This window comes from Polaromonas sp. UC242_47, from assembly GCF_044452385.1.
Lineage (GTDB): Bacteria > Pseudomonadota > Gammaproteobacteria > Burkholderiales > Burkholderiaceae_C > Polaromonas.
In genome coordinates, this window is sequence record NZ_JBIOAO010000001.1 from 626,967 (window position 1) to 653,733 (window position 26,767).

The following is a 26,767-nucleotide window of genomic DNA, read 5'->3' on the forward strand; positions in this document are numbered from 1 at the left end:
GTTCCATCGCCCCGGGGCGATTGTTTTTCTTGATGACGATCCTGGCTACCTTGAAATGCTGGCCATGGTGTTGCCACGGCAGTGGCACGTCAAGTTCCACCTGCGGCCTCAGGCCTGTATCAATGAATTGCAGCAGGAGCCCCCGCTGTGGGAGGCTGATGCCTGGGCCCAGCAGGAGATGATCGACAACTGGCGGGCCGGCAGCCTGCTGATCCCGCAAATCCTGCAGTACTGGGCCACCCATACCGAACGTTATGCCTTGACCCAGGTCTGCGTCTTCGACTACGCCATGCCCGGCATGGACGGCCTGCAGGCGCTGACCGAACTGACAGACTGGCCGGGCGGCCGGATATTGCTGACCGGCCAGGCCGACGAACATGTGGCGGTCAGCGCCTTCAACCGGGGCTTGATCGACCAGTTCATCGCCAAACAGACGCCGGATATCTCGCAACACCTGATTGCCGTTGTGCAGCGCATGCTGGACCGGCCGCAGCTGCGCCACACGCAGACCTGGCGTGCCGCACTGACGCAGCCGCAGCATGCCCTGCTGCAAGTGCCCTCGGTGGCCCGGCAACTCACTGGCTTGGCCGGCAGCCACTGGGTCGAACATGTGGTGATTGGTCAGCCCTTCGGCATTCTGGGTATGGATGCCGAAGGCCGGGTCAGCTGGCTGCAACTGGAATCCGCCGCGGGCTTGGCTGAGCTGGCGGAACTGGCCGAATCCCAAGGCCTGGGGGCCGCCGCGGCCGCCGACATCCGCCACGGTCGCCACCTGGTGGATCTGGAGCTTCAGCAAGCCCTGGGGCAAGCCGGCCCACCCCGGCTCACGCCCGCATTTTCGATTGGCCACGAAGGCTCGCTGCTGGCAGCGCTGTTTCCGGTCGAACTGGCGACCCGGCCGCGTGGATGGACGGGCTACAGCCAATGGCTTAAAAAGCACAGCCATCGCACGGTGCAGGACTAGCCAAAGCCAGCTTTCTTGGCCTGTTTTAGTTGGCTGCTGCTTCCGCCGCGCGTGCACGCTTGGCAATTGGCCAGTCCCAAGGTTTGACCAGCGGCGCCACCTCACGCGCCACCGCCTCCACGTGGCAAAGTTCAGCATCCGTCAGGGCTGCATGCAGCGTCAGACGCACCATGGCGCGGTTGCGGCTGGTGGCTGGCGCGCAGAAAACGGCGCCAAAAACCCCGCGGCCTTCCAGATGGTCGCGCAACACCATGGTGTCCGGCTCAGTCCCGGCCTCCAGTGAAATGATTTGCTCCGTGCCCTGGTGAATCGGGTAACCCATGTCGGACAGGCTGGTGCGCAGACGCAGGGTGTGGGCACGCAGACGCTGCCGTTGCTCGTCGCGGTTGCGGATCACGGTCAGGGTGGCATCCAGACCGGCGATTTCATGCGTCAGCAGGCAGGAACTGAAGATGTTCGGGTAGCTTGAGCTCAGGATGTAATACCTCAGTTCCGCCGGTGCGGTGAAAAAGCCGCCGCGTCCGGCAAAGGCCTTGGCCAGGCTGGCCGTGATGAAGTGCACCCGGTCCGTCAGACCCAGTTCGGCACAGAGTCCGGCGCCGCCGGGTCCGTGGGTGCCCAGGGAGTGCGACTCGTCCACCAGGATCATGCAGCCATGGCGCTCGGCCACCTCCACGATCTCGCGCAGCGGACACAGGGCGCCTGTGGTGCTGTAGACCGAATCCACCACCACCACGCCGGGGCCATGGCGCGACAACACCCGGTCCAGGTGGGCCGGGTCGTTGTGGCGAAACGGGTGGGCCGGCGCGCGGGCTGCGTGGGCACCTTCCCACAAGGAGGTGTGCGCCAGCGTGTCGAGGTACACCGGCGTTTGTGCATCGGCGATCGCCTGCAGCAGGCCAACGTTGGCGGAATAACCGGACTGGCACACAAAACCGTCCTCCTTGCCCACCCACTGCGCCAGGTTTTTTTCCAGCGAACGGGCCGGGTGTTCGCCATGGACAAACACGCCGGACTGGATCACGAATTCGTTGTCATTGCGCAGGGCCGCCACCTGGGCGCCCACGATGTCCGGATGGCCGGTCACGCTGAGGTAGTCGTTGCCATCCAGGCGCACGGCGTTAGAACCGGCGGTTTTGCCGTGCAGGACAAATTTTCCGCCCCACTGGTCCTGCCAGCGCGGGGTGAAGTCGCGGGCAATACGCTGCTTCAAATGGGCCGAGAGCCCGGGGTTGATGGCGGATTTGGTGACCGCAGAAAGGGGGGAACGCTCAAGAATTTCAGTATGCATGGTGGTTACCTTGTGAAAAAGTAACACCATTGAAAATGAAATTGACAAATTTGAGTTGTCACCCCCTGTCAACATTAACAGGGGTCAAACGCCAAAAAATGAGATTAAGTGGTAGTGGTTGATTAAACCAATACTTTTGTACTAATCAAATCATGGGGCGTGTTGCCCTTTGGTCAGGCTCAGCGCTGCCAGCGCCATGATTTTGGCGCTGTCCACCAGTTCCTGGATACCCACGTATTCGTCGGGCTGGTGCGCCAGATCCAGAATGCCGGGGCCGTAAGCAATACAGGCATCGAGCTTGCCGGTGCGCACGATGTGTTTCTGGTCGTAGGTGCCGGGGCTGGAGATGTAGCTGGCTTCGCGGCCCAAGACGCGGGCAATCGCGCGGGCGGTGGCCAGTACCACGGGCGCCTCCCTGGGTGTGGCCGTGGGCACAAAACTCATGATGTCCTTGAGGCCGTAATTGAAGCCGGGCCGGTTGCGTTTGAGTTCTTCGAGCATGGCCACGATCTCCGCCTTGACCGCCTCCAGGTTTTCCTCGGCGATAAAACGGCGATCCAGCACCGCGCGGCAGGAATGCGCAACAACAGGCGAAGGCAGGTCGCCGGTAGGCCGGCCCAGGGCGTCCAGCGCAAACAATTGTTCGACCTGGCCGCCATGCAAGCTGTTGATGTTGAGCGTGCTGACACGCGCACCGGGCGGCTCCACCGGTTCGGCGGTGTGGCGCTGCGACAAGCGCGGCTGCAGCTGGGTTTCCAGCAGGTGAATAAAAGCGCTCATGTGGTTGATGGCGCTGTCGCCCAAAAAAGGCATGGAGCCATGGGCGATCCGGCCCAGGGTTTCGACCTCGCCCCACCAGACGCCGCGGTGGCCCAGGCAGATGCGGTCCACCCCCAGCGGCTCGGGAATGATCACGTGGTGCACACGTGGTTTCGTGAAATAACCGCGCTCGGCCAGATACCCGACACCGGCAAAACCGCCTGACTCTTCATCCACCGTTCCGGAAATTTCCAGCGCACCGGGAAAGGGCAGACCTTCCTCCAGAATCGCTTCGCAGGCAATCACGCTGGCGGCCAGCCCGCCTTTCATGTCGCAGGTACCGCGGCCGAAAACCTTGCCGTCTTTGACCTCGGCGCCAAAGGGATCGGTGGTCCAGCCAGAGCCGGCTTCCACCACGTCGATGTGGCTGTTGAAGTGAACACACTCGCCGGCGGATGTACCTTCGTAACGCGCCACCACATTGACCCGCGGATGCGAGTGGCGATCCCCCGGCGCACCTTCGGCACGAATGTATTCGACGGCAAAGCCGCGTTTTCGAAGCCGCTCACCCAGCAGGCGGGCGCAGGCCTCGTATGCATCACCAGGCGGGTTGACGGTAGGGATACGCACCAGGTCTTGCGTGAGCGCCACCACCTCGTCGCGCTTCGCTTCAATGCGTTTGAGCAGGCTGTCGTTGTTCATGCGGCCAGTTTATGTGAACCCCGCATCGCTGTCTTGTCGCCTGGCCATCGTCGGTGCCGGAATTTTCAAGCCGGGGCCGCGGAACCGGCTTAGCCGGGCCGCAGGCGCAGTGGCCCCCTCAGGGGGCAGCGCAGTACGCGAAGCGACAAGCGTGGGGGCTTAGTTCTGCCGCCAGGGCAAACCGCGATAGCGCCAGCCGCCGCGTGCGCCGCGGTGCGCCTCGGCGTCCGGGTCGCCCTCGAAACCTTCGAGGATGTTGTAGGCCTCCAGCCCCAGTTCGGTGGCGCGTTTTGCCGCCGCGATGGAACGCACGCCGCTGCGGCACAACAGCACGGCCTTTTTGCCGGGCGGCACGGCGGCCTGCAGACCCGCGTCGAAGGCCGGGTTCAAGGCCATGCCCGGCCACTGCTTCCAGGCCAGTGCCACCGCACCGGGCACAAAACCGACCCATTCGCGTTCGGCGTCGGTGCGTACATCAATCAAGACCGCCTCGCCGGCTTGCCACCACTGGCAGGCCAGTTGGGCCGAGACATCACCGGCGTAACCGGCCGCGGGCTGCGGCTGCGACACCTCCTCGCCACCGGCATCGTGGCGGCGGGCCACCATGCCTGAATTCTGGTTGGCGGGCAGCGCCTCATCCATGCGTGCAGGCCGGGGCAGCTTGAGCTGCGCCATGGTGGCCACAAATTCGGCCTGGCTTTTGCCGGCGATGCGTGCATTGCCGGCCTTCTCGGCCGCGATTGTCGACTGGGTTCGGCCCTGGTAATCGTGTCCGGGCCAGACCACGGTGTCGTCCGGCAAGGTGAACAGCTTTTGCGTGATGCTTTGGTACAAAGCCTCGGCGCTGCCCGACTGGAAATCCGTGCGGCCACAGCCATTGATCAGCAAGGTGTCACCGGTGAACAGATGCTGGCGCCAGCGATAACACACGCTGCCGGCGGTATGCCCGGGCGTGTGTATCACCGTGATTTGCTCGCCGCCGAACCGCAACACATCGCCGTCCTTGAGCTGGCTGGCGGCCGTCGCGATGCCGCAGCCTTCCGGCGCCGCGGTCTGGGCGCCCGTGTGTTCGGCCAGTTGTCCGGCGCTGGTGATGTGGTCGGCGTGGGCATGGGTTTCCACGGTCCACAAGAGCGTCAAACCGTGCTCGCGCAACACGGCGAGATCACGCTCGACCTGCTGATCCACCGGGTCGATGATCAGGGCCTCGCGTGTCGCGGGATCGAACAGTAAATAAGTGTAGGTACTGGAGGCAGGATCAAAAAGCTGAATCGGGTTCATGGCGGGTCTCCGGACGGGGGGTCAGACCGTTATGCTGACGGGGATCGACAACAAGTTTAGAACGTTAAGGAGTGGTTCATGCATCCCTATTTGCAATCCCTTGTGGGCGGCCTGCTGATTGGGCTGGCCAGCTGGCTGTTGCTGGCGTCACTGGGGCGCATCGCCGGCATCAGCGGCATTGTGTCTGGCCTGCTCAGCCGCGACCGCTCGGACGTCGCCTGGCGCTGGGCTTTTCTTGCTGGCCTGGTGCTGGCCGGTGCGGCGACGGCCGCCTGGCTGCAGCCGCCGGCCACACCGCTGCGGCCTCTGGCGCTGCTGCTGGTCGCCGGCCTGCTGGTGGGGTTCGGCACCGTGCTGGGTTCCGGCTGCACCAGCGGCCATGGCGTCTGCGGCCTGGGTCGCCGTTCGCTGCGTTCACTGGTGGCAACCCTGACCTTCATGGGTGCCGGAGTTGCTACGGTTTTTATAGCTTCTTACGCTTATAGATAAAGGGCTGGAGGCCAAAATGATCAAAAGAATTTTGCTGGCCCTGGCATCGGGCGCCTTGTTTGCTGTGGGGCTGGTGGTTTCCGGCATGACGCAGCCGGCCAAGGTGATGGGTTTTCTGAACGTGGCCGGCATCGTCGACCCCGCGCGTTTTGGTCCCTGGGACCCCAGCCTGGTATTTGTGATGGGTGGCGCCTTGCTGCTCATGCTGCTGGCTTTCGCCCTCACGCCGCCGTCCCGCCAGCACCCAGAACGCAAGCCCTGGCTGGCCGATAAATTTGAGTTGCCCACACGCCGCGATATCGACAGTCGACTGTTGCTGGGGGCGGCGTTGTTCGGCATTGGCTGGGGGCTGGTGGGTTATTGCCCGGGGCCGGCGCTGGCGTCGCTGTTGACCGGCGGTCTGGACGCGGGGGTATTTGTGCTGGCGATGCTTGTTGGTATGGCCTTGGCGCGGCGCTGGATAGGGCGCGTAGCGGCTTGAAACTTGACGTGAAACTGACAACAGAACGCCGGCCAAGGCCGGAAGCACAGTTTCAGCCCAATTAAGTGCCATTGGCTTTGTTCGGTTGGTAAAAACCCTCTTACATGCAAGACGTCAATGACAAAAGATAGCTTGCTAACGTTTTTTAACAACAGGAGACAAACCATGACCGATATCAAAACCCCTCGCCGTCGCAGCCTGCTCAAGGGCGCCGCCATGGCCGCCGGCGCTGGCGCCATGTCAGCGCCCATGCTGGCCACCGCACAAACCGCCACCACCCTGCGCTTCCAGAGTACCTGGCCGGCGAAGGATATCTTCCACGAATTCGCCAATGACTTCGCCAAAAAGGTCAACGACATGGCCGGCGGCAAACTCAAGATTGAAGTCTTGCCTGCAGGCGCTGTAGTGCCGGCCTTCCAGTTGCTGGAAGCCGTCAACAAGGGCACGCTGGACGGCGGTCACGGCGTGGTGGCCTACCACTACGGCAAAAATTCGGCGCTGGCCTTGTGGGGTTCCGGCCCCGGCTATGGCATGGACGCCAACATGGTGCTGGCCTGGCACAACTACGGCGGCGGCAAGGCGCTGCTGGACGAGATTTACAAATCGATCAACATGGACGTGGTGTCCTACCTGTACGGCCCCATGACCACCCAGCCGCTGGGCTGGTTCAAGAAACCGGTCGCCAAAGTCGAAGACATGAAAGGCCTGAAGTTCCGCACCGTTGGCCTGGCGGTTGACATGTTCACCGTGATGGGTACCGCCGTGAATCCGCTGCCGGGCGGCGAGATTGTGCCGGCGCTGGACCGCGGCCTGATCGACGCAGCCGAGTTCAACAATGCCACGTCCGACCGCGTCCTGGGTTTTCCCGACGTGGTGAAAAACTGCATGTTGCAAAGCTTTCACCAAAGCGGCGAGCAATTCGAAATCCTTTTTAACAAAACCAAATACAACGCGCTGCCGCAGGAACTGCGCTCCATCATCGACTACGCCGTGCAAGCCGCCAGCGCCGACATGAGCTGGAAGTCCATCGACCGCAACTCGCAGGACTATGAAGCCATGAAAAAGCAGGGCATCAAGTTCTACAAGACGCCGGATGCGGTGCTGCGCGCCCAACTGGCAGCCTGGGACACCACGATTGCCAAAAAGGCTGGAGAGAACCCGCTGTTCAAGAAGGTGCTGGATTCGCAGCGCACCTTTGCCCAGCGCGCCGGCCAGTGGCATAACGACTACACGGTGGATTTCAAAATGGCCTACAACCATTATTTCAGCAAGAAAAAAGCCTGATCCCGGTATTCCCTTGAAGACGTCAGCCAGCCATCCGGTTGTTCTGGATGGCTGGTTTTGTTTTGTACCGCTCCACCCCTGGGCCAACGAGTATTTTCATGACCGTTCAACAACTTATTCACATGGCTGACCACATCAGCACCTGGGTCGGCAAGGCTGCGGCCTGGCTGATCGTGGCGCTGATGCTTCTGGTTTGCGCCGAGGTTTTCAAACGCTACGCGCTCAACGCGCCAACGGCCTGGATTTATGACGCCAACAACATGTTGTATGGCACGCTGTTCATGCTGGGCGGGGCTTACGCCCTGGCGCATGACGGCCATGTGCGCGGGGATTTCCTTTATGGCAGCATGAAACCGCGCACCCAGGCGACGCTGGACTTGGTGCTCTACCTGGTGTTTTTCATCCCCGGCATCGCGGCGCTCACCTGGGCCGGATGGACTTATTTTCAGGACTCGCTGGCCATCCACGAGCAGACCTTCAACGCCGACCCGATTCCGGTCTACCCCTTCAAGTTCATCATCCCGCTGGCAGGCGCGATTGTGCTGATGCAAGGCCTCTCGGAAATGCTGCGCTGCCTGGTTTGTGTCCGCACCGGCGTCTGGACGCCGCGCCTGCAGGACGCCGAGGAAGCCGACGTGGTCGCGCAGCAACTGGCTGGCAGCGAATATGTCGACGAAGCGTCGCGCCAGTTGGCCATCGAGAAGTCCAAAGGGATGAAGGGTTGATCATGAGTAATGCAGCACTTGGCATGACCATGCTTTGCCTCATCGTGGTGGTCATCATGATGGGTTTCCCGACGGCGTTCACCCTGATGGGGCTGGGCATGTTGTTCGGCTACGCCGCGTTTTACGATCCCGCCGCACACTGGCTGGACAACCGGATTTTCGACCTGATGGTGCAGCGCGCTTTCGGCGCCATGACCAATGAAACGCTTTTATCGATACCGCTTTTTGTGCTTATGGGTTATGTGATGGAACGCGGCGCGCTGGTGGACAAGATGTTCCACAGTGTTCAGCTGGCGTTTCGCAGCGTACCCGGCTCGCTGGCCGTCACCACGCTGATCATCTGCACCTTCTGGGGTATTGCCAGCGGCCTGGTGGGTGCCGTGGTGGTGCTGATGGGTGTGATCGCGATGCGACCCATGCTCAATGCCGGTTATGACACGCGGCTGGCGGCCGGCGTGATCACCGCCGGCGGCACGCTGGGCATCCTGATCCCGCCGTCGGTGATGATCATTGTTTACGCCGCGGTCGCCGGTCAGTCGGTGGTCAAGCTGTATGCCGCGGCCATGTTTCCTGGTTTTTTCCTGGCACTGCTCTACCTGATCTACATCATCGGCTGGGTGCTGATCAATCCGAAGATTGCGCCCAAACTTCCGCCCGAGCAGCAACAGGTGCCGGTGCAGCCCTGGGTGTCCCATGTGTCGAACGTTTATTCGCGCCGTATGTTGCCCGCTCTGGCCGCCGCCGCGGCCGCGCCGGGCAGGGCGCTGCGCGGCGCCGCGGAAGGTGTGACCATCACGCGTGGCCTGCTGGTCAAAAGCCTGGGGCTGTCGCTGGTGCCACTGGCGCTGACCGCTGTCACGCTGGGCGCCGTCTGGTGGTACGTGGTCATCCATTCCCAGGAAGACAACAACGCCAGCACCCCCCAGGTGACACAAACCGCCAAAGCGAGTACCGATAGCCCCGCATCGCCCGGGGACGGCGACGTGCGGGAGCCCCCTGCCGCCGGCAGTTTGCGAGAGCCACCGGCCGAAGACGGCCTGCAAGCCCCGCCAGGCTCCAGCGATGTGCAGGAGCCACCGTCAGGCAGCAAGGGCGAGCCGGCTATGGAGCAGTTTGGCGACCCATCGGCCCATGGCCCGCAAACAGCAGCCGTGCCGCCGGCGTTTTACACCGGCTTCTGGATCGCCTGCGCCATCAGCCTGCTGCTGCTGGCCTGGTATTACTGGCGCTTTGATGCCGAGCAGTTCGAGATCCTGCGCATGCTGGTGTCGTCGGTGATGCCGCTGGCACTGCTGACCTTCATCGTGCTGGCCGTCATCCTGTTTGGCATCACCACGGCCACCGAGTCGGCGGCGGTCGGTGCGGCCGGGGCCTTTCTGATGGCCTGGCATGCACGCACGCTGAACTTCCAGCGTATCAAGGAGGCCGTGTTCCTGACCGCCAAGACCACCTCCATGGTGTGCTGGCTGTTTGTCGGTTCGGCGCTGTTCTCGGCCGTGTTCGCGCTGCTGGGCGGCCAGCGTGTGGTCGAAACGTGGGTGTTGTCCATGGATCTGTCTCCGCTGCAGTTCCTGCTGCTGTCGCAGGCCATCATCTTCATCCTCGGTTGGCCACTGGAGTGGACCGAAATCATCGTGATTTTTGTGCCCATCTTTCTGCCGTTGCTACAGCATTTCCAGATCGACCCCATCCTGTGGGGCGTGCTGGTTTTCGTCAACCTGCAGGCGGCCTTCCTGTCGCCACCGGTGGCCATGGCGGCCTTTTACCTGAAAGGGGTGTCACCGCCGCATGTCACGATCAACCAGATCTTCGCGGGCATGATGCCTTACATGCTGATCGTGATCCTCTGCATGGTGTTCATGTACATCTGGCCGGGCATGACACTGTGGTTACCGCAATACCTGTATGGCGGACCAGCCGGATAGCAGATGCTGTTATTGACCGTTCAAGGGGCGCGCAAGCGCCCCTTTTTGTTGGGAACGCGGTAATATTGACGTTTACGTAAACGTCAACTTAAATTCATCACCCCGCTGAGGTCTTCATGGCAAAAAAGAACCCTCCCAGCCCGGCACTGACCGACTGGCAGCCCGCAGGAAAACACGTGGCGGCCTTTTCTTTGTCCAAGCTGGACCCGGGCGCCAAACCCTGGTCCTCCGGCGACAAGGAACAGGACAAGGCGGCGGTGGAGGCGTTGGCGCTGGAGCTCGACGCGCTGCAAGACCTGTTTTATGCCGACCGGCGCTTCAAGCTCCTGGTGGTGTTGCAAGGCACGGACACCTCGGGCAAAGACGGCACGGTACGCGGGGTCTTCAGCCGCACCAGCCCGCTGGGTGTCCATACCGTCGGCTGGAAAGCGCCCACGGAAGAAGAACGTGCGCACGACTACCTGTGGCGCATTCACAAAGCCCTGCCCGGCGCCGGTGAGATGATGGTGTTCAACCGCAGCCACTACGAAGACGTGCTGGTGCCCGTGGTCAACCAATGGATCACGCCCGAACAGACCGCGCAGCGTTATCGGCACATCAACGACTTTGAACGCCTCCTCAGTGAGACCGGCACCGTCATTCTCAAGTTCATGCTGCATATCAGTTTTGAAGAACAACGTGAGCGCCTGCAAGAGCGGGTAAATGACCCGACCAAACACTGGAAATTCAGCCTGGACGACCTGAAGGTGCGCAAGCAATGGGCCGATTACCAGAAGGCTTATGAAGCCTTGCTGCGTAGCACCAGCACAGAACATGCGCCCTGGACCATCGTGCCCGCCAACTCCAAAACGCACCGCAACCTGATGATTGCCAGCGTGGTGCAGGGCACCCTGAAAAAGCTCAAACTGCGTTATCCGCCCAGCGATCCCGGGCTCCAGAACCTGACGATCTCTTAAAGCCTTCCCGAGAAAGACCACGCCATGACCGACCTGTCCGCCGAATACCAGGCCCTTGCCAGCTACCGTCCCACGCACAAAGTGCGTTTTGTCACTGCCGCCAGCCTGTTTGACGGGCACGATGCGGCCATCAACATCATGCGGCGCATCCTGCAGGGCATGGGTGCCGAGGTGATTCACCTGGGCCACAACCGCAGCGTCGATGAAGTCGTCTCGGCCGCGCTGCAGGAAGATGTGCAGGGCATTGCCATCAGTTCCTACCAGGGCGGCCATGTCGAGTATTTCAAGTACATGGTGGACCTGCTCAAAAGTCGTGGCGGTCAGCACATCCAGGTGTTTGGCGGCGGCGGTGGCGTGATTGTGCCGCCGGAAATCCGCGAGCTGCAAGCGTATGGCGTGACCCGCATCTACAGCCCCGAAGACGGCCAGAAGATGGGGCTGGCCGGCATGATTGGCGAGATGGTCATGCGTTGCGACCAGGACCTGACCGGTTTTGCGCCCAAAGACCTCCAGGCCATCACGGGCCATGGCGAACTGGCCTGGCGGGCGTTGGCGCAACTCATCACCGCACTGGAAAACGACAAGGCCAAGCCGGCCCTGGTCGAGGCTCTGCGGACGCAGGCGGCTGGTAAAAAGATACCGGTGCTGGGCATCACCGGCACCGGCGGCGCCGGAAAATCGTCGCTCACCGACGAGTTGATACGCCGCCTGCGGCTGGACCAGAACGACCAGTTGCGTGTGGCCGTCATCAGCATCGACCCGTCGCGCCGCAAAAGCGGCGGCGCCCTGCTGGGTGACCGCATCCGCATGAATGCCATCAATCCCTGGTCGCAAGGCCAGCGGGTTTTTATGCGCTCGCTCGCCACGCGTGAATTCGGCAGCGAAATCAGCAAAGCGCTGCCCGAGGTGATTGCGGCCTGCAAGGTGGCCGGCTTCGATTTGATCGTGGTCGAAACCTCCGGCATCGGCCAGGGCGACGCCGCCATCGTGCCGCATGTGGATGTGCCCATGTACGTGATGACACCCGAGTTCGGCGCCGCCAGCCAGCTGGAAAAAATCGACATGCTGGACTTTGCCGAGTTTGTCGCCATCAACAAGTTCGACCGCAAGGGTTCGCTGGACGCCTTGCGTGATGTCTCCAAACAGGTGCAGCGCAACAAGGAAGCTTGGACCACCCCGGCCGACAACATGCCGGTGTTCGGCACCATGGCCGCGCGTTTTAACGACGACGGTGTTACCGCGCTGTACCAGGCGCTCAAACCGCGTTTGGCGGCGTTGGGCCTCACGCTGGGTGACGGCACCCTGCCGCTGGTGGATGTGCGCCACAGCACCAACCAGACGCCTGTGGTGCCGGCGGCACGCACGCGTTACCTGGCCGAGATCAGCGACACCGTGCGCGGCTACAAAAAAACGCGCCAGAGTCCAGGCGCAACTGGCGCGCGAGGTGCAGCAGCTCAAGGCCGCCGCCGCCATGCTCAAGGTCGACAAGCCCGAGCGCGCGCCCGCCGCCGAAGCCGCGCTGGACCTGGCGGGCCACCGCAAGGCGCGTATGGACGGCGACGCCCGGGCGTTGCTGGCCCAGTGGCCGGACATGCAGGCCGCTTATGCCGGCGATGAATACGTGGTAAAAATCCGCGACAAGGAAATCCGCACCGCGCTGATCACCAAGTCCCTGTCCGGCACGCCTATCCGCAAGGTGGCCTTGCCGCAGTACGAAGACCACGGCGAAATCCTCAAGTGGTTGATGCTGGACAACGTGCCGGGCAGCTACCCCTACACCGCCGGCACCTTCGCCTTCAAGCGCGAGGGCGAAGACCCGACGCGCATGTTTGCCGGCGAGGGCGACCCCTTTCGCACCAACACCCGTTTCAAGCTGCTCAGCGAAGGCATGGCCGCCAAACGCCTGTCCACCGCCTTCGACTCGGTCACCTTGTACGGCAACGACCCCGACCTGCGGCCCGACATTTACGGCAAGGTCGGCAACTCCGGCGTGTCGATTGCCACGCTGGACGACATGAAGGTGCTGTACGACGGTTTTGACTTGTGCAGCCCGTCCACCTCGGTGTCCATGACCATCAACGGCCCGGCGCCGTCCATCCTGGCCATGTTCATGAACACGGCGATTGACCAGAACCTGGACAAGTTCAAAAAAGACAACGGGCGCGAGCCGACGGCGACCGAAGCCGCCAAAATCCGCGAGTGGGTGCAGGAAAACGTGCGCGGCACGGTGCAGGCCGACATCCTGAAAGAAGACCAGGGCCAAAACACCTGCATTTTTTCAACCGAGTTCAGCCTCAAGGTCATGGGGGACATTGCGCAGTATTTTGTGCACAACCGGGTGCGCAACTTCTACAGCGTCTCCATCAGCGGTTACCACATCGCCGAAGCCGGTGCGAATCCGATCAGCCAACTGGCCTTCACGTTGTCCAACGGCTTCACCTTTGTTGAAGCCTACCTGGCGCGCGGCATGCATATCGACGACTTCGCGCCCAACCTGAGCTTTTTCTTCAGCAACGGCATGGACCCGGAATACACCGTGATGGGCCGTGTCGCGCGCCGCATCTGGGCCGTGGCCATGAAAGAAAAATACGGCGCCAACGAGCGCAGCCAGAAGCTGAAATACCACATCCAGACCTCAGGCCGCAGTCTGCACGCGCAGGAGATCCAGTTCAACGACATCCGCACGACGCTACAGGCTTTGATTGCGATTTACGACAACTGCAACAGCCTGCACACCAATGCGTTTGACGAGGCCATCACCACGCCGACTGAAGAATCGGTGCGCCGCGCCATGGCCATCCAGCTCATCATCAACCGCGAGTGGGGGTTGGCGAAAAACGAAAACCCCTCACAAGGCGCCTTCATCATCGAAGAGCTGACCGAGTTGCTCGAAGAGGCCGTGCTGGCCGAGTTCGAACGTATTGCCGAACGCGGCGGTGTGTTGGGCGCCATGGAAACCGGCTATCAGCGCGGCCGCATCCAGGACGAGTCCATGCATTACGAAATGCTCAAACACACGGGCGAGCTGCCCATCATTGGCGTCAACACCTTCCGCAACCCGCAGGGTGAAGTGGTGCAGGACAAGCTGGAGCTGGCGCGCTCCACCGACGAAGAAAAACAAAACCAGCTCAAGCGCCTGCACGACTTCCAGCAACGCCACGCCGACGAGTCACCGGCCATGCTCAAACGCCTGCAGCAAGCGGTGATTGCCAATGCCAATGTGTTTGAAGTGTTGATGGACGCAGTGCGTGTCTGCTCGCTGGGCCAGATCACCAATGCCTTGTTTGAGGTGGGTGGGCAATACCGGCGGAATATGTAGGCTTTTGGTGCTTCAATGGATGCGACTTAACGCATAGGTTGGCCAAAAAAGGTGACGCCTCCGGCAGCGCTCAGCTGGCTTGTGACAGTCGGCACAAGGAATAACTGCTGCGCGGGGTGACAGACGAAACCTTGAGCTGATCAAATCCGGCGCCTGCCGACCTGGCGCTCCACAACCGGCAACTGCAGCCTGCAGCCTGTCACGCCCCCCAACTGCAGTGTGTACCGTGGCGGTCTGCCATGGGGGACCTGCTGAAAATGTTGGGCGTCGGCGCCAGACAAGGACAGCTTCAGGCGGCTTCCTGCGGCCAGTTTCCAGCCAATGGGCAACATGGCGATCTGGATGTTTTCGATCACAGAGGGGCTCATGCGTTGTGCGTTGTTGCGCGAGTAGTCCCGGAACGGCCACGCCGTCTTGTAATGGTCCGGCGCTTCACTGACTTTGCGGTGTGCCAGACGCAGGCAACCCTCGTTGATGTAGATCAAGCGGCCATTCGTGTCGACTTCCGAGAGATAGGCAAAAATGGCGCCGTCCATCTCGCTGCTGCTGAGACTTAACTCCAGCAAAACATGGCCTGCTAACTCGACATCGGTCGGCAGCGGATCGGAGAGGAAGGACGTCATTTGTGCTTCGTTCTCCGGCCAGTCCTGGTAGTACTGCACGACAGGCTGCGCCGACAGCCGCTCAAAACGCGAATGACAACCGCTGGAGACGGTGAACCTGGTCTGAAAACTGGCCGTGCTCACGGCATCCGGCTGCTCTGGAAGCAATTTTTCACCGTGCAAATACCAGAACTTCGGCGATGCCGCCGGGGGCCAATCAGGCGCCTTGCGCCACTCCTCGGCATGTGTGCAGAAGTAATGCACAGGCTGTTCCGCCTCCAGCCCGGTGTCGAGTCCGGCGAGATGGTGGTCAAAAAATCGCAGAACTTCGGAAAGAATGGAGAACTCCGGCGCGCTGCCTGACGGTGAGCGCCAGGGCGAACCGTTGGTGCGCGCGCCATGGTCCCATGGGCCGAGCAGCAAGCGATCGTTCTTGCCCTTCTGCGTCATGAAGCGGGAGATGGAACCATGCACAAACGCGCTGCCGTCGTACCAGCCGGAGACGGAATACACCGCCACTTTGCCGGCCACTTCCTTCAAGTACCAATAGGGGCTGCAGACGCCACTGTGAAGCTCGGGGTCGTGCAGGCATCCCTCTTCACGGAAAGACATCTCGGGTGCCATGTCCCGTAGCATGAAATTGTCCTTGTGCTCTTCGATAGCTTGAGCCAACAGCACCTCGCTCGTATCCTCGTCAACCGGTGCCGGCCCGGCGTAGCGCGGGTCGCTGAAATAGGGATAGGCCTTGAGTTCGTCTCTCAAATCCCAGTCCAGCGCCCGGATCAAATCGTCATAGTTGGATGTGACCGTTTTGCACATGATCCCACCGGGAAACACGTGATCACTGTAGGTATCCGAGACGGCAAAGAGCGGCGCCACCGCTTTGATCGCGGGATGCCCGGTACTCCCGAAAAAACACGCAGCCGCACCCAGGTAGGAAATCCCCGTGGCACCGATGGACCCGTCACACCATGGCTGTTCGGAGATCCACTGCGCCAGGGCGAGATAGTCTCCACGCTCTTTGGGCGAACGAAAAGCATCACGCCGGCCAAAGCTGGCACCGCTACCGCGCACGTCCAGCACAACCAGCGCGTAGCCACGTGGGACAAAAAAGTCCCGGTAAATGGCAATGTTGGGCGCAGGCTCGGCGCCTGGCGCCGTCACCTTGAAACGCTTGTAGTAGGGTGTCATGATCGCAATCACGGGCACAGAGGTTGGGGCGGCGTCCACACCATCTCCCTCGGGCAAATATACATCCAGGGCAAGCCGGCAGCCATCTTGCATGGTCAGGTAGTGCGAGGTGGGCGCACCGGTCATCCAGCGCGCAGGTCGCCTCGCGCAATACGCACTGGGGGGAATCGTCCACGCCGTCCCGTTGACATCTGAATCTGACATGGTTTTTGTTTAATCCAGGTTGATATTGAGCGACTTGATCAGTTCACCCCAAATTTTTGACTCTTGAATCGCCCTTGCCTTGATTTGTTCGCTGGAGCCGGGGATCGGGAAAAGAAACTGCTCGTTCAGCTTCTTCTTGTTCTGTTCATCTTCCAGGAAGGCCGTGACGGCACCGGAGAGTTTTTTGACGACATCGGGCGACATGCCTGCGGGCCCAACCAGGGCGTACCAACCAGGCAATGCGGGCATCTCGGGGGCCAGGTCTTTGATCAGCGGAATATCCGCCATGCGACTGGCTCGCTTGTCGCCAGACTGGGCCAAGGCTGTGACCGTACGCGCTTCGAACTGTGGCAGGGCCGTCACCGTGGTCACGCACATCAAGTCCGTTTCACCGGAGACCACAGACATCAGCGCCGGGCCCGATCCCTTGTACGGGATATGCCGCAGGTCCAGCTTCAAATCCTTGGCAATCTTTTCCATGTACAGGTGTGTCGAATTGCCTAATCCAGCGCTGGCAAACGTCAGCTTGCCGGGTTCGGATTTTGCTTTCTTCAGAAAATCCGACCAATTCTTGATACCGCTCTTCTTGCTGGCAATCACCATGAAGCTGGCATCGGCCACAGGCGATATGAAGGTGAAGTCATTGATCGCGTCGTAAGGCACTTTTTTGTAAAGATGCTGGTTAAAGCTGGCCAGTGACACGCTGGTCAGAAAAACGGTATTCCCGTCGGGACGCTCCTTGGCCACGATGGAGGACGCCAAGATGCCATTCGCACCTGGCTTGTTATCCACCACGACAGACGTATTGAGGTACTTGGACAGAAACTCCGCCAGTTGGCGGCCGGTCGCATCCGCACCAGATCCGGGCCCTTGTGGAATCATCAGCCTGATAGGACGCGACAGGAAATCCTGCCCAAACGCATGGTTTGCTCCCATACTGGCAACGGCCGCGAACTTGACGAGCGTACGACGCTGGATACCGCTATTGTTCATAACTTCCTCAGATTGATCACAAACCGAAAACTGACTTTCGACTGCGCAAAAATGGATACTCAAATCACAGCAAAAAAATCAATGACACTCCGCAAGCAAGAATCTGCCCTTGAATTTAGAAGTCATTTTTTATTATTTGTGTTTATTCGGCTTCAGGCTACTGAAATTAATCAATGCATACATTAGAAATTGCTCATGCGTGATCTGTACGGCGAATTCGCTTGGGCGCGCAAGCTGAAAGTCCGGCATCTGGAATCGCTGCTGGTACTCGATGAAGCAGGCACGTTGACCGAAGCGGCGGCAAGGCTGCATTTGACGCAATCGGCGATGTCGCACTGGTTGGCTGAAATGGAGAGCCTGGTTGGGACGCCCCTCATGATGCGAGGCCGGCGACTGGAGCTGACGCCTGCGGGCCAGTTGATCAAGCAGTTGGCCATCCGTGTCCTGGGCGATGTGTCACGCGTGGGGAAAGCGCTCGACGCCGTCGCCCAAGGCAAGGCCTCGCGCCTGCATGTGGGCAGCGTTTGGGCCGGCGTGGCAGGCGTGCTTCCCGCGTCAATCAGCCAGTTTCACATCATGCACCCCAGCGTGGCCATCACCGTAACAGAGGGGACCTTCAGCAGTTTGTTGGAACGCCTTGCAAGAAAAGAGCTGGATGTGGTGATAGGAACCATCGACGCGAGGGCCTATGACTCAGGGTTTCACCACGAAATCCTGTTTGAAGATGGTATTTGTGTGGTCGTCGGACAAGGAAGCCCGCTCTGGCAAGACCCGTCGGAACACAAACTCAGCGCCTTGATACACGAGAACTGGATCGTGCCCCAGCACGGGACGTCCATGCGAAGCCAGCTGGACTCGGCGCTCGTTGACGCAGGCGTGCCATGGCTGCAGCCCAAGGTCGAAACCTCGGCCATCACCACCTTGCTCGCCCTGTTGCACTGCGGTAACTACATTGGCATCTGTTCTGAAGAAATGACCCGCTACCAGGTCGCGCGCGGAACAGTACACCGGCTTTCTATTGATCGCGTGCTCAAATTTGGAGCCGTGGGCATCTTGTGGAGTACGGATGTCTTCTCCGAAACGGTTGATGATTTTGTGAAAATTGCCAAGGAAGTTGGCGGCAAGACGAATGGAAGCCTCAGTGTCCATCCCGTCGCCTGAGACACAAAGATCGCTACGAGGCGCAATCTGAATGACCAGGGGGCCGTGACGCGCTTTTCTTTTCTGCGTAGGTGATCAATATCGCCGCGACCAAGGACAGCGCCGAAGACAGCAACATGACGCCCAGCAGCGCAAAGTGTGCGTTCGACGTTGTGACAAGCAGTCCTGAAAAAAAGGCGATAACGCCCGCGCCCATCACGGTCAAGGCCGCCGCCAAACCCGATGCGCTTCCCGCAAGGCCGGGGCGTAGCGACAGAACGCGGGCGTTGGCAACAGGCATGGTCAGTCCGTTGCCCAGGCCCACGAAGATACAAGGGCCGAAGAAGGCAAGCGGGTGTGTCACACCCGAAGCGACCAGCAAGAGGCCCACCACTAAACCCAAGCAAGTAAGCACTCGCCCCGTCAGGATGAACTCGGTCACCGAGTAACGGGAACTGGCGTGCCCCACCAGGTAACTTCCGAGGATGAAGCCTGCGGGGACCATCCCCATGTAAAAACCTAGCGCCGTGCTTGATATTCCCCCCAGTTGTGCGGCCACCAAGGGCGCCCCGCCCAGAAACGCGTACAAACTTCCCAGTGCAAAGGCCATGCAAAACGTGTAGGTCCAGAACCGCGCCGAACGGCTCAACTCGCCATAAGCGCTTAACTGCAGACCCATGGACGTGGTGCGATGAAAGTTTGTCTCCTTCAAATGAAAAATCACCAGGTACAGGCCGGCGATGCCCAGCATGGCGAATACCAAGAAGTTCGCACGCCAGCCGAAGTGCGCGTCCAGCAGCCCGCCCATCGCTGGGCCCAGCATGGGTGCCACGGCCCACGCCGAGGACACATAAGCAATGCGACTTGCCGCCGTTTGATCATCGGCGCTGTCTCTGATCGCCGCCAGGGACACCGCATAGCCGGCGATGACGGTGCCCTGGAACAAACGACAGCACAAAAATGTTTCGATGTCGCTGGCCAGACTGCAGCCTAGGGAGGCGATGGTGAAGATGGCCAGCGCAACGAGCGCAATGGGTCTGCGTCCAAATCGATCGGATAAGGCGCCCGCAATCAAATGGGTGACGGCGATGGCGATGGCATAGCCTGCGACGGCGAGGTTGACCAGTGCGAAGTCCGCATGGAGGTCTTTGGCGATGTTCGGCAGCGAAGGCACGAACATGTTGATAGGCAGGACCGCGAGCGCAGAGAGGGCGACCAAGACCGCAAGAGGAGGAACTTCCTTGGCGTGCATTGCTGTTGAACTCCTGGAGACGGCGCCATCGACCTGGATCAATCGCGCCCGGGGGGGCATCGCTGGGGCCGTACGGTGGTGCGGCCTTGATCTACTCGGTGGAGTCCAACAGAAGCGTCGCCAGTCCTTGTGAAGCTGAACGACATCAGTGTGGGCAGGCTGTCTGCTGCCTGGCAAATTCTACTGCGCTGGCGAACGCCCGGCCGGCACCAGCACCGTGGGCACGGCCACCGCATCGGTCTGCGGGTAATCGCGGCTGAAGTGCAGGCCGCGGCTTTCGTGGCGCGCCTGGGCGGAGCGCACGATGAGTTCGGCGACTTGCACCAGATTGCGCAGTTCCAGCAAGTCACGCGTGACATAAAAGTTGGCGTAAAACTCCTGGATTTCCGCTTGCAGCAAGGCGATGCGGTGCGCCGCACGTTCGAGTCGTTTGTTGGTGCGGACTATGCCCACGTAATTCCACATCAGGCGGCGCAACTCGTCCCAGTTGTGGGCAATCACGACTTGTTCGTCGGCGTCGGTCACCTGGCTGGCATCCCAGGCCGGCAGGAGCATTTGTGCATCATTTTGGCCGCCAGCCCTTTCAGGATGAGCGCAAGATGCTGCTGATTTGATAGCGTCTGCGACCTGCTGGGCAAACACCACACATTCGACCAGCGAGTTGCTGGCGAGCCGGTTGGCGCCGTGCAGGCCGGTGCAGGCGGTTTCGCCGGCGGCGTAGAGGTTGGCAATGTCGGTGCGGCCGGCCAGGTCGGTCATGACGCCGCCGCAGGTGTAGTGTGCGGCCGGCACCACGGGAATCGGCTGGCGCGCGATGTCTATGCCCAGTGCCAAACAACGTGCGTGGATGGTCGGGAAATGTTCGCGCACAAAGGCTTCGCCCTTGTGCGAGATGTCCAGGTAGACACAGTCGACGCCGTGTTTTTTCATCTCGAAGTCAATCGCGCGGGCGACCACGTCGCGCGGTGCCAGTTCGGCACGCTCATCGTGCGCCAGCATGAAACGCGCACCGCCCACCGATGCCGGCAAGCGCAAAATGCCGCCTTCGCCGCGCAGCGCTTCGCTGATCAAAAAGGACTTGGCCTCGGGGTGGTACAGACAGGTCGGGTGGAACTGGATGAACTCCATGTTGCCGATGCGGCAACCGGCGCGCCAGGCGGCGGCGATGCCGTCGCCGGTGGCGCTGTCGGGGTTGCTGGTGTAGAGGTAAACCTTGCCGGCGCCGCCCGTGGCCAGCAAGGTGTGGCGTGCGGCAAAGGTGTGGACCGTCCCGCCGCTGTCGGGGCGGCTGTCCAGCGCGTACAGGCCGACGCAACGCGCCTGGCCGCTGGCCGCGTCCTGCTGCACGATCAGGTCGACCAGCATGTGGTGTTCAAACACCTCAATCGCCGGGTGGGCCAACACGGCGGCGATCAGGGCTTGTTGCACGGCGGCGCCGGTGGCGTCGGTCGCGTGCACGATGCGCCGGTGGCTGTGGCCGCCTTCACGCGTCAGGTGCAGCGTGGGTGTTTCTCCAGCGCCGGGCTCCTGCGTGAACACCACGCCTTGCGCCTGCAGCCAGGCAATCGCCGCCGGCGCGCCTTCCACCACCTGGGTGGTCGCCGCCGTATCGGACAGCCAGGCGCCGGCGACCTGGGTGTCCTGGATGTGCGACTCAAAACTGTCGCCTTGTTCACTTTCTTCCATCACAGCGGCAATGCCGCCCTGGGCCCAGCCACTGGAGCCGTCAGCCAGCGATCGTTTGGTCAGGACGGCGATCCGGCAACGGGTCGCCGTCGGAGGCCGGCCCCCGGTTTTCCAGCAGCTTGAGTGCGGCACTCAGCCCGGCCAGGCCACTGCCGACAATCAGAACATCGAAGGCAAGCTGCGTGCCGGCCAAAGAGGACAGGCCTGTCCCGGAAGGGCGTGACTTTGCGGGGTGTCCGGCGAGGGGCAGGGCATCGGCCAGCGTGTTGCCGGATGGGATTTGTCCCCGTTCGCCGTGGTGTGTGGCGGTGATGTTTTTCATGGGAAGCCTTGCGGCCCTGGTTGGATCTGTGCAACTGCCTCGGTCAGCCGTTGTGGAGCGGCGTCGCCTGACCAGCCTGGTGCCCTGTTCGTCAAACAGCAGATTATCTGTCAGGCTGCGGGACGCAGACCGGCCTGGGGTCTATGTCTGCCGCGACTGCCTCATCGAACCGGCAATGGCACGGGATGCAAGGTGACCGGCGCTGACGCGGCTTCGGCCAGGTCCCGCGCTCGTGCCGGGCCCTCGACGTCATACGACCCGAAGACTTCGCGCGCCGTCCGGGTTTCCGGCAGGATATAGACGACGCCATTTGTGCTGGTGAAGGCCGGGCGCACCACTTTTTCGTAAAACGTGACCGGCACATTGATGCAGCCGTAGGAAATACGGTTGTCCGCCGGAGTCGCGCTGTCCAGGCGCTGGGCGCGCTTTTCACCGGGGGCACCTGCCACCACCCGATGCAGTGAGAGAGCCGTGCTGTAGTCCACCCAGAGGAATTCCTCGCCGCGAAGACCGCGGCCCAAGGAGGCAACGAAACGTCCCGAGGGGGTCGTGCGCTCCTCGGGGCGAATGGTGGACAGCTTGCGGTCACCAATGCCGGGCGTGGAATCGTCGCCGCGCGCCAGGCCGAGCAGCGCGGGCGCCGCGCCTTGCAGCCGTCCGTCGGCATGAAACATCAGGACCTTGGCATGGACCTTGTCCACAATCATGAAGGGCATGCCCTGGTTATCCCCGGAATCAACGATCCAGTCCGCGACGTGCGAGGCCTCCGGGGAGGCCCGTTCCTGTCCAAAGTTGGCGCGCTTCGGGCGACTTGCAGGGACACGTTGTGTTTGTACGGTGGGGGTGGCTGATGCAGATGGCGCGGCAGACAGCGGGCTCGGCTGCCCGACATCCTGGGCGGCGGAGGCCGGCGGCAAGGCAAGACATGCTGCCAGCAGGGCCAGGCAAAGTCCCTGGCCTGCTACGACGCTCACCCGTCCAGGCCCCTGGAGGGACGACTTTTGCTGCGGCAAGCCCATCGCGCGCCCGCCTTTGACTGCCTGGCTTGGGACATGGGCATCATGTGTCACGAGCTGCCTCGGTGCTGACTAGTTGCGCGCTGGCTTGGGTGCATACCGCGGCGCAATGTAAGGTGTCGGCGGAATGAACGGTATGGCGGTGGGAACCACCTCTTCCTCTTCTTTCAGTGCGAGGAAGACGTCGCCGGCATCGGTATAACTCACCGGCATCAGGTCTGCGGGATACGTGGAACCGGCCAGAGCCAGGACCGTCATGCCCGCAAAGGGAGGAACGGGAGGAACGGGAGGAACGGGAGGAACGGGAGAGACGATGTTCGCGGTTGTTTTGTTGACGGCAGGCCCGCAGCAAGACGTTGCGAAGGCATATTGGCTGGCATTCGGACCTGTCAGACGATACCCGCTGAAGGTCACGGTTTTACCTGTTCCCGGGTCAGAGGTGGTGAATGTGGCGGTACTGGCAGGATCGGCAATCAGGGAGGCACCCGCGGGGTTGCCCTTCAGGGAAGTCAGGATCGCCGTGGTTGTGCCGTCGAAGTTTTTGGTGGCTTCGGGGAAGACCAGCATGCGCTGCGTCAGTGTCGCACCCGTGGTCAGGGTGAATTTGGTCAAATAGTCCGTTGGCGTGGTGTACGAGACGGGGTTGTAGGTGATGACGACTGGTGCGTTGGTGACTGCGATGGGTGGCGCGAGTGGCGCGAAGATCACCGTGCCACCCGCGACGCCGGGGCCTGTGCCGTCCGTGTCCGCACTGATGGTCAGGCCACGGGGCAGGCTCAGGCTGCGGCTGGCATCCAGCGTGCCATTGGTCACCGTGATCTTGCTGCTGATGTTGACATCGTTGGCGGCGCACATCATGAGGTTGCCATCGGTGGCGGTGACGGCGGCGTTCAGGCTGACGTTGCGTCCGGCGCTCAGCAGGATGCTTCCGTTGGTGGTGGTCAAGGCGGCGTTCACATTGACATCACGTCCGCAACAGGCCACAAAATTGCCGTTGGTGGCCGTCACGGCCGCATTGATGTTGGTGTCCCGGTCCGCCGTGAGCGTGAGGGTTGTCGGGGCGCCGGCGGCTGTCCAGGTAATCGCGTCGTTGACGAAAATATCCCCGTTGCCGGTACCGGGTGCCGTCGTGATGTTGATGCTGTTGTTCACCAGCTGCGCCGAGAGTGTGACACCGGAAATGTTGCCACCGGCGCCAATGATGAAGTCCTGGGGATCGATCAGCCAGGTGCCCATCAGACCCTGCGGTGCGGCCGTGGTGACACGAACGTCGTCCTTGATCTTGACGTGCGCGGCCGAGGTTTCGATAAAGCCGCCATTGCCACCATGGGGTGCGCTGGCGTCCAGCGTGCCGCCCACATTCATGGTGCCGGTTTGCATGTCGCCCAACAACAAAATGGTGCCGTTGCGGTTCTCAATGGTTTGCGCCTGAATCACGCCCGTGTTGTTCACTGCGGTTTGCAGCAGGTTGCCAGCCGCCTGGGCCGTCAGCAGCACACGGCCGCCATCGGCGCGGATCAGGCCGCCGTTGTCAACCAGCGCGTTGACCGCCCCTTGAGTCACCGAAATATTCAACAAGCCGTCGCCAGCCACGTCCATGGTGATGGCGTTGCCGGCTGCGAGCGCCACCGAACCCAGTTTGGCTGAAATAACCCCCTGGTTGCTGACGCTTTTGCCCATCAGGGCCACGTAACCGCCATTGGCCGCGTTGATGGTGCCCTGGTTGACGACCGTGCCGCTTCCTGCATCCGTGAAGACATGGTTGCCCGCCATGAAGTTCGCATCGGTGATGCTCAGGGTGGAGGCGACCAGCCCGCCGACGTTGACCGATGCGCCGCTGCCAAACAGAATGCCGTTGGGGTTGAGCAGAAAGACTTTGCCGTTGGCAGAGAGGTTGCCAAGGATGCTGGAAGGGTCGGCACCCAAGACTCGGTTCAGGGCCACTGAATTGCTGCCGGGTTGCACGAACTGCACGGTTTGGCCGGCAGCGATGCCGAAGCTCTGCCAGTTGATCACCACGTTGGCGGTCGACTGGGTGATCGTGGTGGCCGATGCGCCACTGACAATGCTCGCGCCCCCGGCCGCAACCACGCCACCAGTGGGCAGGGCGTACACGGACGCGCCAAGGGTGAGCATCAGGCAGGCCGATAGGGCGTTGACGGCGAAGCCCGCCGCACTGGGGCGTCCTGTCGTGCACGACGATTTTTTCTTGCCGGCGCCGCTGGCACTTTCAGAGGCGGCAACGAAGGTGCCTGCGCTGTCGTTCCAGATGGATTGGTGAATGCGGTTCATGGGTGAGTCCTTAAATGCTGTGTCAAGTCCGTGCTTGGGGTGGGCCGCGATCAGAAATACTTGATGGCCTGAATCCAGAATCGGCCCGACTTGTCCGGGGCAGACATTGCGTTCTCGTTGCCCAGCTTGCGGGCGTAATACGCCCTGACCAGGAAATCGCCCGGATCGCCCCAGGTGGCGCCAACGCCGTATGCACCCAGGTTTCTGTGCCTGGTCTCTGCAGCCCAGGGACTCTTGTGGATGGTGACGCTGCCAGCATCCACGAAACCGATCAGGTGGACTTGGCCCGGGACGCGCTCCGAAAAATCGGACAACCACCACCTGGCTTCCAGATTGACCAGGTAGCCCTGGTCGCCGAAGGCTTCACCCTGGGGGTAGGCCCGCACGCCGTTCATGCCGCCGAGTTCCATCTTTTCCGAGGAGTCGAGGTTTTTCGAAGCCACCTGGCCGCTGACGGAGCCATAGAGTGACACGGCATTCGTGACGCGCTGCAGCCGCGATGCGGTGAAGGCGAGCTTGTTGTAGATGCCGTTGCTTCGGGCACTTGCCGCGTCCGCCGCCAGCGCCGCCGGTGTTTGTATGTCGAGCTTGCCGGCCGACCAGGTCAGCGAATAAGCGCTGATCCCGCCACCGCCCAGGTTGTCACGATGGTTGCCATAGAGGCTGGCCATCAAGACGTCCGCCTTCCTGTCGGTGACCGACGGAATCGAATCCACCCGGTCCTGGAAGGTTCGGGCTTCGTAAGCGAGCTGGGTGTAGAGGTTGTTGTTGCGCGAGCGGATCAGCGGGTAAATGCCGTAGACGCTCGCAATTTCCGCCGTGCCGTTGGCCTGCAGGGGTTCGAATTCCTTGCCGAGCGCATACGCCAGCCGGCTGTAAGAGACCCCGGCCGTCACTTTGCCGAAGGGCACCTGGTAGGACGCACGGCCATAGTTGAGCCCCCTGCCGGAGGTGATGGTGCGCAAGCTGGCCACGTCGCCCAGCCCCAGTGGGTTGTTGAGGTTGACGGTCGCGCCAAGGCGGTACTCGCCGGTATAGCGGTTGCCCGCGTTGTCGGCATCCACGCTGCCGCTCACGCGTTTTCCTGGTGTGAGGTCAACGACCAGGTCGGAGGTTCCTGGCGCAGTGCCTGGGGCCAGCGTTGATTTGACATTGACACCGGGGGTGTCCGAGAGCAGCAGGAGGCGGCTTTCGAGCGGGTCGTTGGTGATGGTTTCACCGCTGTTCAGGCCGTCAAGCAGGCGGTTGGCCTGATCATCGGACAGGTTGGTCTGGTTGCGCAGGATGATCTTGCCGTATTGGCCTTCGCTCACGGCAATGGTGACGGTGTTGTCCTTGATGTCCTGTGCCGGAAGATAGGCTTGGGCCACGAAGTAGCCGTTTTGGGCGTAGTGCGCGGTGATCTTTGACGCCAGGCCGCGCAACTCGGAGAGCGTCAGTTCGGTCCCCGGCGCAAAGCCCGTGATCGCGATGAGATCGGCTTCGGGGTAGACCCGTGCGCCAGTGACTCGCAGGCTGCGCACCAGAATCTTTACCTCGGCGGCGCCCGGAGCAGCCGGTGCCGTGCCACGTTCGATGCGGATTTCCGGAGGTGCTTTCTGCGGGACCGGCGCTGGCGGGATCTGCTGCATCTGGCTGCCGGCGCCGGGAATCTGTTGGGCCAAGAGGCTCTGGCTAAGTGCCAGCAGCGCAAACGGCAGCACCCCTTTTTTCAGCACCGAGGGAAGACGCCAGCGGCCGATGGCCGTTGGGTCACATTGTTGCGCGTGGTTCATGGGTGCTCAGCCTTAAAGTTCTGAAGCGATTGTGTTTGTAAATTTTGTTAACGGATGTAGGACAAAGGGACGAGCAATCGTCAGGCGCTGTTGAATTGATAAATTCAATGGGCGTTGA

17 protein-coding genes and 3 pseudogenes are annotated in these 26,767 nt (G+C 61.6%); 9 read left to right on the forward strand and 11 right to left on the reverse strand.

Going from position 1 to position 26,767, the window contains the following annotated elements:
• The first annotated feature begins 55 nt into the window (after positions 1–55).
• Complete coding sequence (locus ACHMXK_RS03140; protein ID WP_397437603.1) at positions 56–964, forward strand: response regulator; 909 nt, start codon at positions 56–58, stop codon at positions 962–964.
• Positions 965–989: 25 nt separating this feature from the next.
• Here the strand turns inward: ACHMXK_RS03140 and cqsA are convergent, their stop codons facing one another.
• The 4 genes and pseudogenes from cqsA to ACHMXK_RS03160 form a co-directional block, all read right to left on the reverse strand.
• Positions 990–2,255 carry an alpha-hydroxyketone-type quorum-sensing autoinducer synthase gene (gene cqsA / locus ACHMXK_RS03145; protein WP_397437604.1) on the reverse strand — a complete coding sequence of 422 codons (1,266 nt, stop codon included), beginning with the start codon at positions 2,253–2,255 and terminating at the stop codon, positions 990–992.
• Between the two features lie 150 nt (positions 2,256–2,405).
• The gene (locus tag ACHMXK_RS03150) at positions 2,406–3,716 is read right to left on the reverse strand and encodes an acetylornithine deacetylase/succinyl-diaminopimelate desuccinylase family protein (protein WP_397437605.1); all 1,311 of its coding nucleotides are present in this window, start codon (positions 3,714–3,716) and stop codon (positions 2,406–2,408) included.
• Positions 3,717–3,875: 159 nt separating this feature from the next.
• Positions 3,876–4,322, reverse strand: a complete 447-nt coding sequence (locus ACHMXK_RS03155; RefSeq protein ID WP_397442428.1) for a rhodanese-like domain-containing protein — start codon at positions 4,320–4,322, stop codon at positions 3,876–3,878.
• A pseudogene (locus tag ACHMXK_RS03160) lies at positions 4,320–4,997 on the reverse strand (MBL fold metallo-hydrolase); the annotation flags it as partial. The pseudogene ACHMXK_RS03160 and the gene ACHMXK_RS03155, both read right to left, overlap by 3 nt.
• A gap of 78 nt (positions 4,998–5,075) precedes the next feature.
• On the opposite strand from ACHMXK_RS03160, the gene ACHMXK_RS03165 reads away from it, so the two are divergent.
• From ACHMXK_RS03165 to icmF, 7 genes and pseudogenes are all read left to right on the forward strand, one after another.
• Positions 5,076–5,486 carry a YeeE/YedE family protein gene (locus ACHMXK_RS03165; RefSeq protein ID WP_397437607.1) on the forward strand — a complete coding sequence of 137 codons (411 nt, stop codon included), beginning with the start codon at positions 5,076–5,078 and terminating at the stop codon, positions 5,484–5,486.
• Between the two features lie 16 nt (positions 5,487–5,502).
• On the forward strand, positions 5,503–5,967 hold the full coding sequence (locus ACHMXK_RS03170) for a DUF6691 family protein (RefSeq protein ID WP_397437609.1): 465 nt from the start codon (positions 5,503–5,505) through the stop codon (positions 5,965–5,967).
• Between the two features lie 165 nt (positions 5,968–6,132).
• The gene (locus tag ACHMXK_RS03175; protein WP_397437611.1) at positions 6,133–7,251 is read left to right on the forward strand and encodes a TRAP transporter substrate-binding protein; all 1,119 of its coding nucleotides are present in this window, start codon (positions 6,133–6,135) and stop codon (positions 7,249–7,251) included.
• 98 nt (positions 7,252–7,349) lie between these two features.
• The gene (locus tag ACHMXK_RS03180) at positions 7,350–7,976 is read left to right on the forward strand and encodes a TRAP transporter small permease subunit (protein WP_397437613.1); all 627 of its coding nucleotides are present in this window, start codon (positions 7,350–7,352) and stop codon (positions 7,974–7,976) included.
• Positions 7,977–7,978: 2 nt separating this feature from the next.
• Complete coding sequence (locus ACHMXK_RS03185; RefSeq protein WP_397437615.1) at positions 7,979–9,901, forward strand: TRAP transporter large permease subunit; 1,923 nt, start codon at positions 7,979–7,981, stop codon at positions 9,899–9,901.
• A 116-nt stretch (positions 9,902–10,017) separates the two neighbouring features.
• On the forward strand, positions 10,018–10,857 hold the full coding sequence (locus ACHMXK_RS03190) for a PPK2 family polyphosphate kinase (protein ID WP_397437617.1): 840 nt from the start codon (positions 10,018–10,020) through the stop codon (positions 10,855–10,857).
• Positions 10,858–10,881: 24 nt separating this feature from the next.
• Positions 10,882–14,176: pseudogene (gene icmF / locus ACHMXK_RS03195) on the forward strand (fused isobutyryl-CoA mutase/GTPase IcmF).
• 140 nt (positions 14,177–14,316) lie between these two features.
• On the opposite strand, the gene ACHMXK_RS03200 reads toward icmF, so the two are convergent.
• Positions 14,317–16,173, reverse strand: a complete 1,857-nt coding sequence (locus ACHMXK_RS03200; RefSeq protein WP_397437619.1) for a CocE/NonD family hydrolase — start codon at positions 16,171–16,173, stop codon at positions 14,317–14,319.
• Between the two features lie 9 nt (positions 16,174–16,182).
• Positions 16,183–17,166 (reverse strand): Bug family tripartite tricarboxylate transporter substrate binding protein, encoded by a 984-nt coding sequence (locus ACHMXK_RS03205; protein ID WP_397437621.1) that lies wholly within the window; start codon positions 17,164–17,166, stop codon positions 16,183–16,185.
• 195 nt (positions 17,167–17,361) lie between these two features.
• On the opposite strand from ACHMXK_RS03205, the gene ACHMXK_RS03210 reads away from it, so the two are divergent.
• The gene (locus tag ACHMXK_RS03210) at positions 17,362–18,327 is read left to right on the forward strand and encodes a LysR family transcriptional regulator (protein WP_397437623.1); all 966 of its coding nucleotides are present in this window, start codon (positions 17,362–17,364) and stop codon (positions 18,325–18,327) included.
• Positions 18,328–18,340: 13 nt separating this feature from the next.
• Here the strand turns inward: ACHMXK_RS03210 and ACHMXK_RS03215 are convergent, their stop codons facing one another.
• The 5 genes and pseudogenes from ACHMXK_RS03215 to ACHMXK_RS03235 form a co-directional block, all read right to left on the reverse strand.
• Complete coding sequence (locus ACHMXK_RS03215; protein ID WP_397437625.1) at positions 18,341–19,558, reverse strand: Bcr/CflA family efflux MFS transporter; 1,218 nt, start codon at positions 19,556–19,558, stop codon at positions 18,341–18,343.
• 180 nt (positions 19,559–19,738) lie between these two features.
• Positions 19,739–21,437, reverse strand: a pseudogene (nadB, locus tag ACHMXK_RS03220) (L-aspartate oxidase).
• 290 nt (positions 21,438–21,727) lie between these two features.
• Positions 21,728–22,282 (reverse strand): hypothetical protein, encoded by a 555-nt coding sequence (locus ACHMXK_RS03225; RefSeq protein ID WP_397437627.1) that lies wholly within the window; start codon positions 22,280–22,282, stop codon positions 21,728–21,730.
• Between the two features lie 372 nt (positions 22,283–22,654).
• Positions 22,655–24,874 carry a filamentous hemagglutinin N-terminal domain-containing protein gene (locus tag ACHMXK_RS03230; RefSeq protein ID WP_397437629.1) on the reverse strand — a complete coding sequence of 740 codons (2,220 nt, stop codon included), beginning with the start codon at positions 24,872–24,874 and terminating at the stop codon, positions 22,655–22,657.
• Positions 24,875–24,924: 50 nt separating this feature from the next.
• Positions 24,925–26,649 (reverse strand): ShlB/FhaC/HecB family hemolysin secretion/activation protein, encoded by a 1,725-nt coding sequence (locus ACHMXK_RS03235; protein WP_397437631.1) that lies wholly within the window; start codon positions 26,647–26,649, stop codon positions 24,925–24,927.
• Positions 26,650–26,767 lie beyond the last annotated feature (118 nt).

Excerpts from the sequence above, each read along its gene's own strand:
- ACHMXK_RS03190 (WP_397437617.1), top strand. The coding sequence starts at position 10,018 with ATGGCAAAAAAGAACCCTCCCAGCCCGGCACTGACCGACTGGCAGCCC.
- cqsA (WP_397437604.1), bottom strand. The coding sequence starts at position 2,255 with ATGCATACTGAAATTCTTGAGCGTTCCCCCCTTTCTGCGGTCACCAAA.
- ACHMXK_RS03205 (WP_397437621.1), bottom strand. The coding sequence starts at position 17,166 with ATGAACAATAGCGGTATCCAGCGTCGTACGCTCGTCAAGTTCGCGGCC.
- ACHMXK_RS03165 (WP_397437607.1), top strand. The coding sequence starts at position 5,076 with ATGCATCCCTATTTGCAATCCCTTGTGGGCGGCCTGCTGATTGGGCTG.
- ACHMXK_RS03200 (WP_397437619.1), bottom strand. The coding sequence starts at position 16,173 with ATGTCAGATTCAGATGTCAACGGGACGGCGTGGACGATTCCCCCCAGT.
- ACHMXK_RS03230 (WP_397437629.1), bottom strand. The coding sequence starts at position 24,874 with ATGAACCGCATTCACCAATCCATCTGGAACGACAGCGCAGGCACCTTC.
- ACHMXK_RS03155 (WP_397442428.1), bottom strand. The coding sequence starts at position 4,322 with ATGGTGGCCCGCCGCCACGATGCCGGTGGCGAGGAGGTGTCGCAGCCG.
- ACHMXK_RS03150 (WP_397437605.1), bottom strand. The coding sequence starts at position 3,716 with ATGAACAACGACAGCCTGCTCAAACGCATTGAAGCGAAGCGCGACGAG.
- ACHMXK_RS03175 (WP_397437611.1), top strand. The coding sequence starts at position 6,133 with ATGACCGATATCAAAACCCCTCGCCGTCGCAGCCTGCTCAAGGGCGCC.
- ACHMXK_RS03210 (WP_397437623.1), top strand. The coding sequence starts at position 17,362 with ATGCGTGATCTGTACGGCGAATTCGCTTGGGCGCGCAAGCTGAAAGTC.
- ACHMXK_RS03225 (WP_397437627.1), bottom strand. The coding sequence starts at position 22,282 with ATGCCCTTCATGATTGTGGACAAGGTCCATGCCAAGGTCCTGATGTTT.
- ACHMXK_RS03185 (WP_397437615.1), top strand. The coding sequence starts at position 7,979 with ATGAGTAATGCAGCACTTGGCATGACCATGCTTTGCCTCATCGTGGTG.
- ACHMXK_RS03215 (WP_397437625.1), bottom strand. The coding sequence starts at position 19,558 with ATGCACGCCAAGGAAGTTCCTCCTCTTGCGGTCTTGGTCGCCCTCTCT.
- ACHMXK_RS03235 (WP_397437631.1), bottom strand. The coding sequence starts at position 26,649 with ATGAACCACGCGCAACAATGTGACCCAACGGCCATCGGCCGCTGGCGT.
- ACHMXK_RS03180 (WP_397437613.1), top strand. The coding sequence starts at position 7,350 with ATGACCGTTCAACAACTTATTCACATGGCTGACCACATCAGCACCTGG.
- ACHMXK_RS03140 (WP_397437603.1), top strand. The coding sequence starts at position 56 with ATGCTGGCCATGGTGTTGCCACGGCAGTGGCACGTCAAGTTCCACCTG.
- ACHMXK_RS03170 (WP_397437609.1), top strand. The coding sequence starts at position 5,503 with ATGATCAAAAGAATTTTGCTGGCCCTGGCATCGGGCGCCTTGTTTGCT.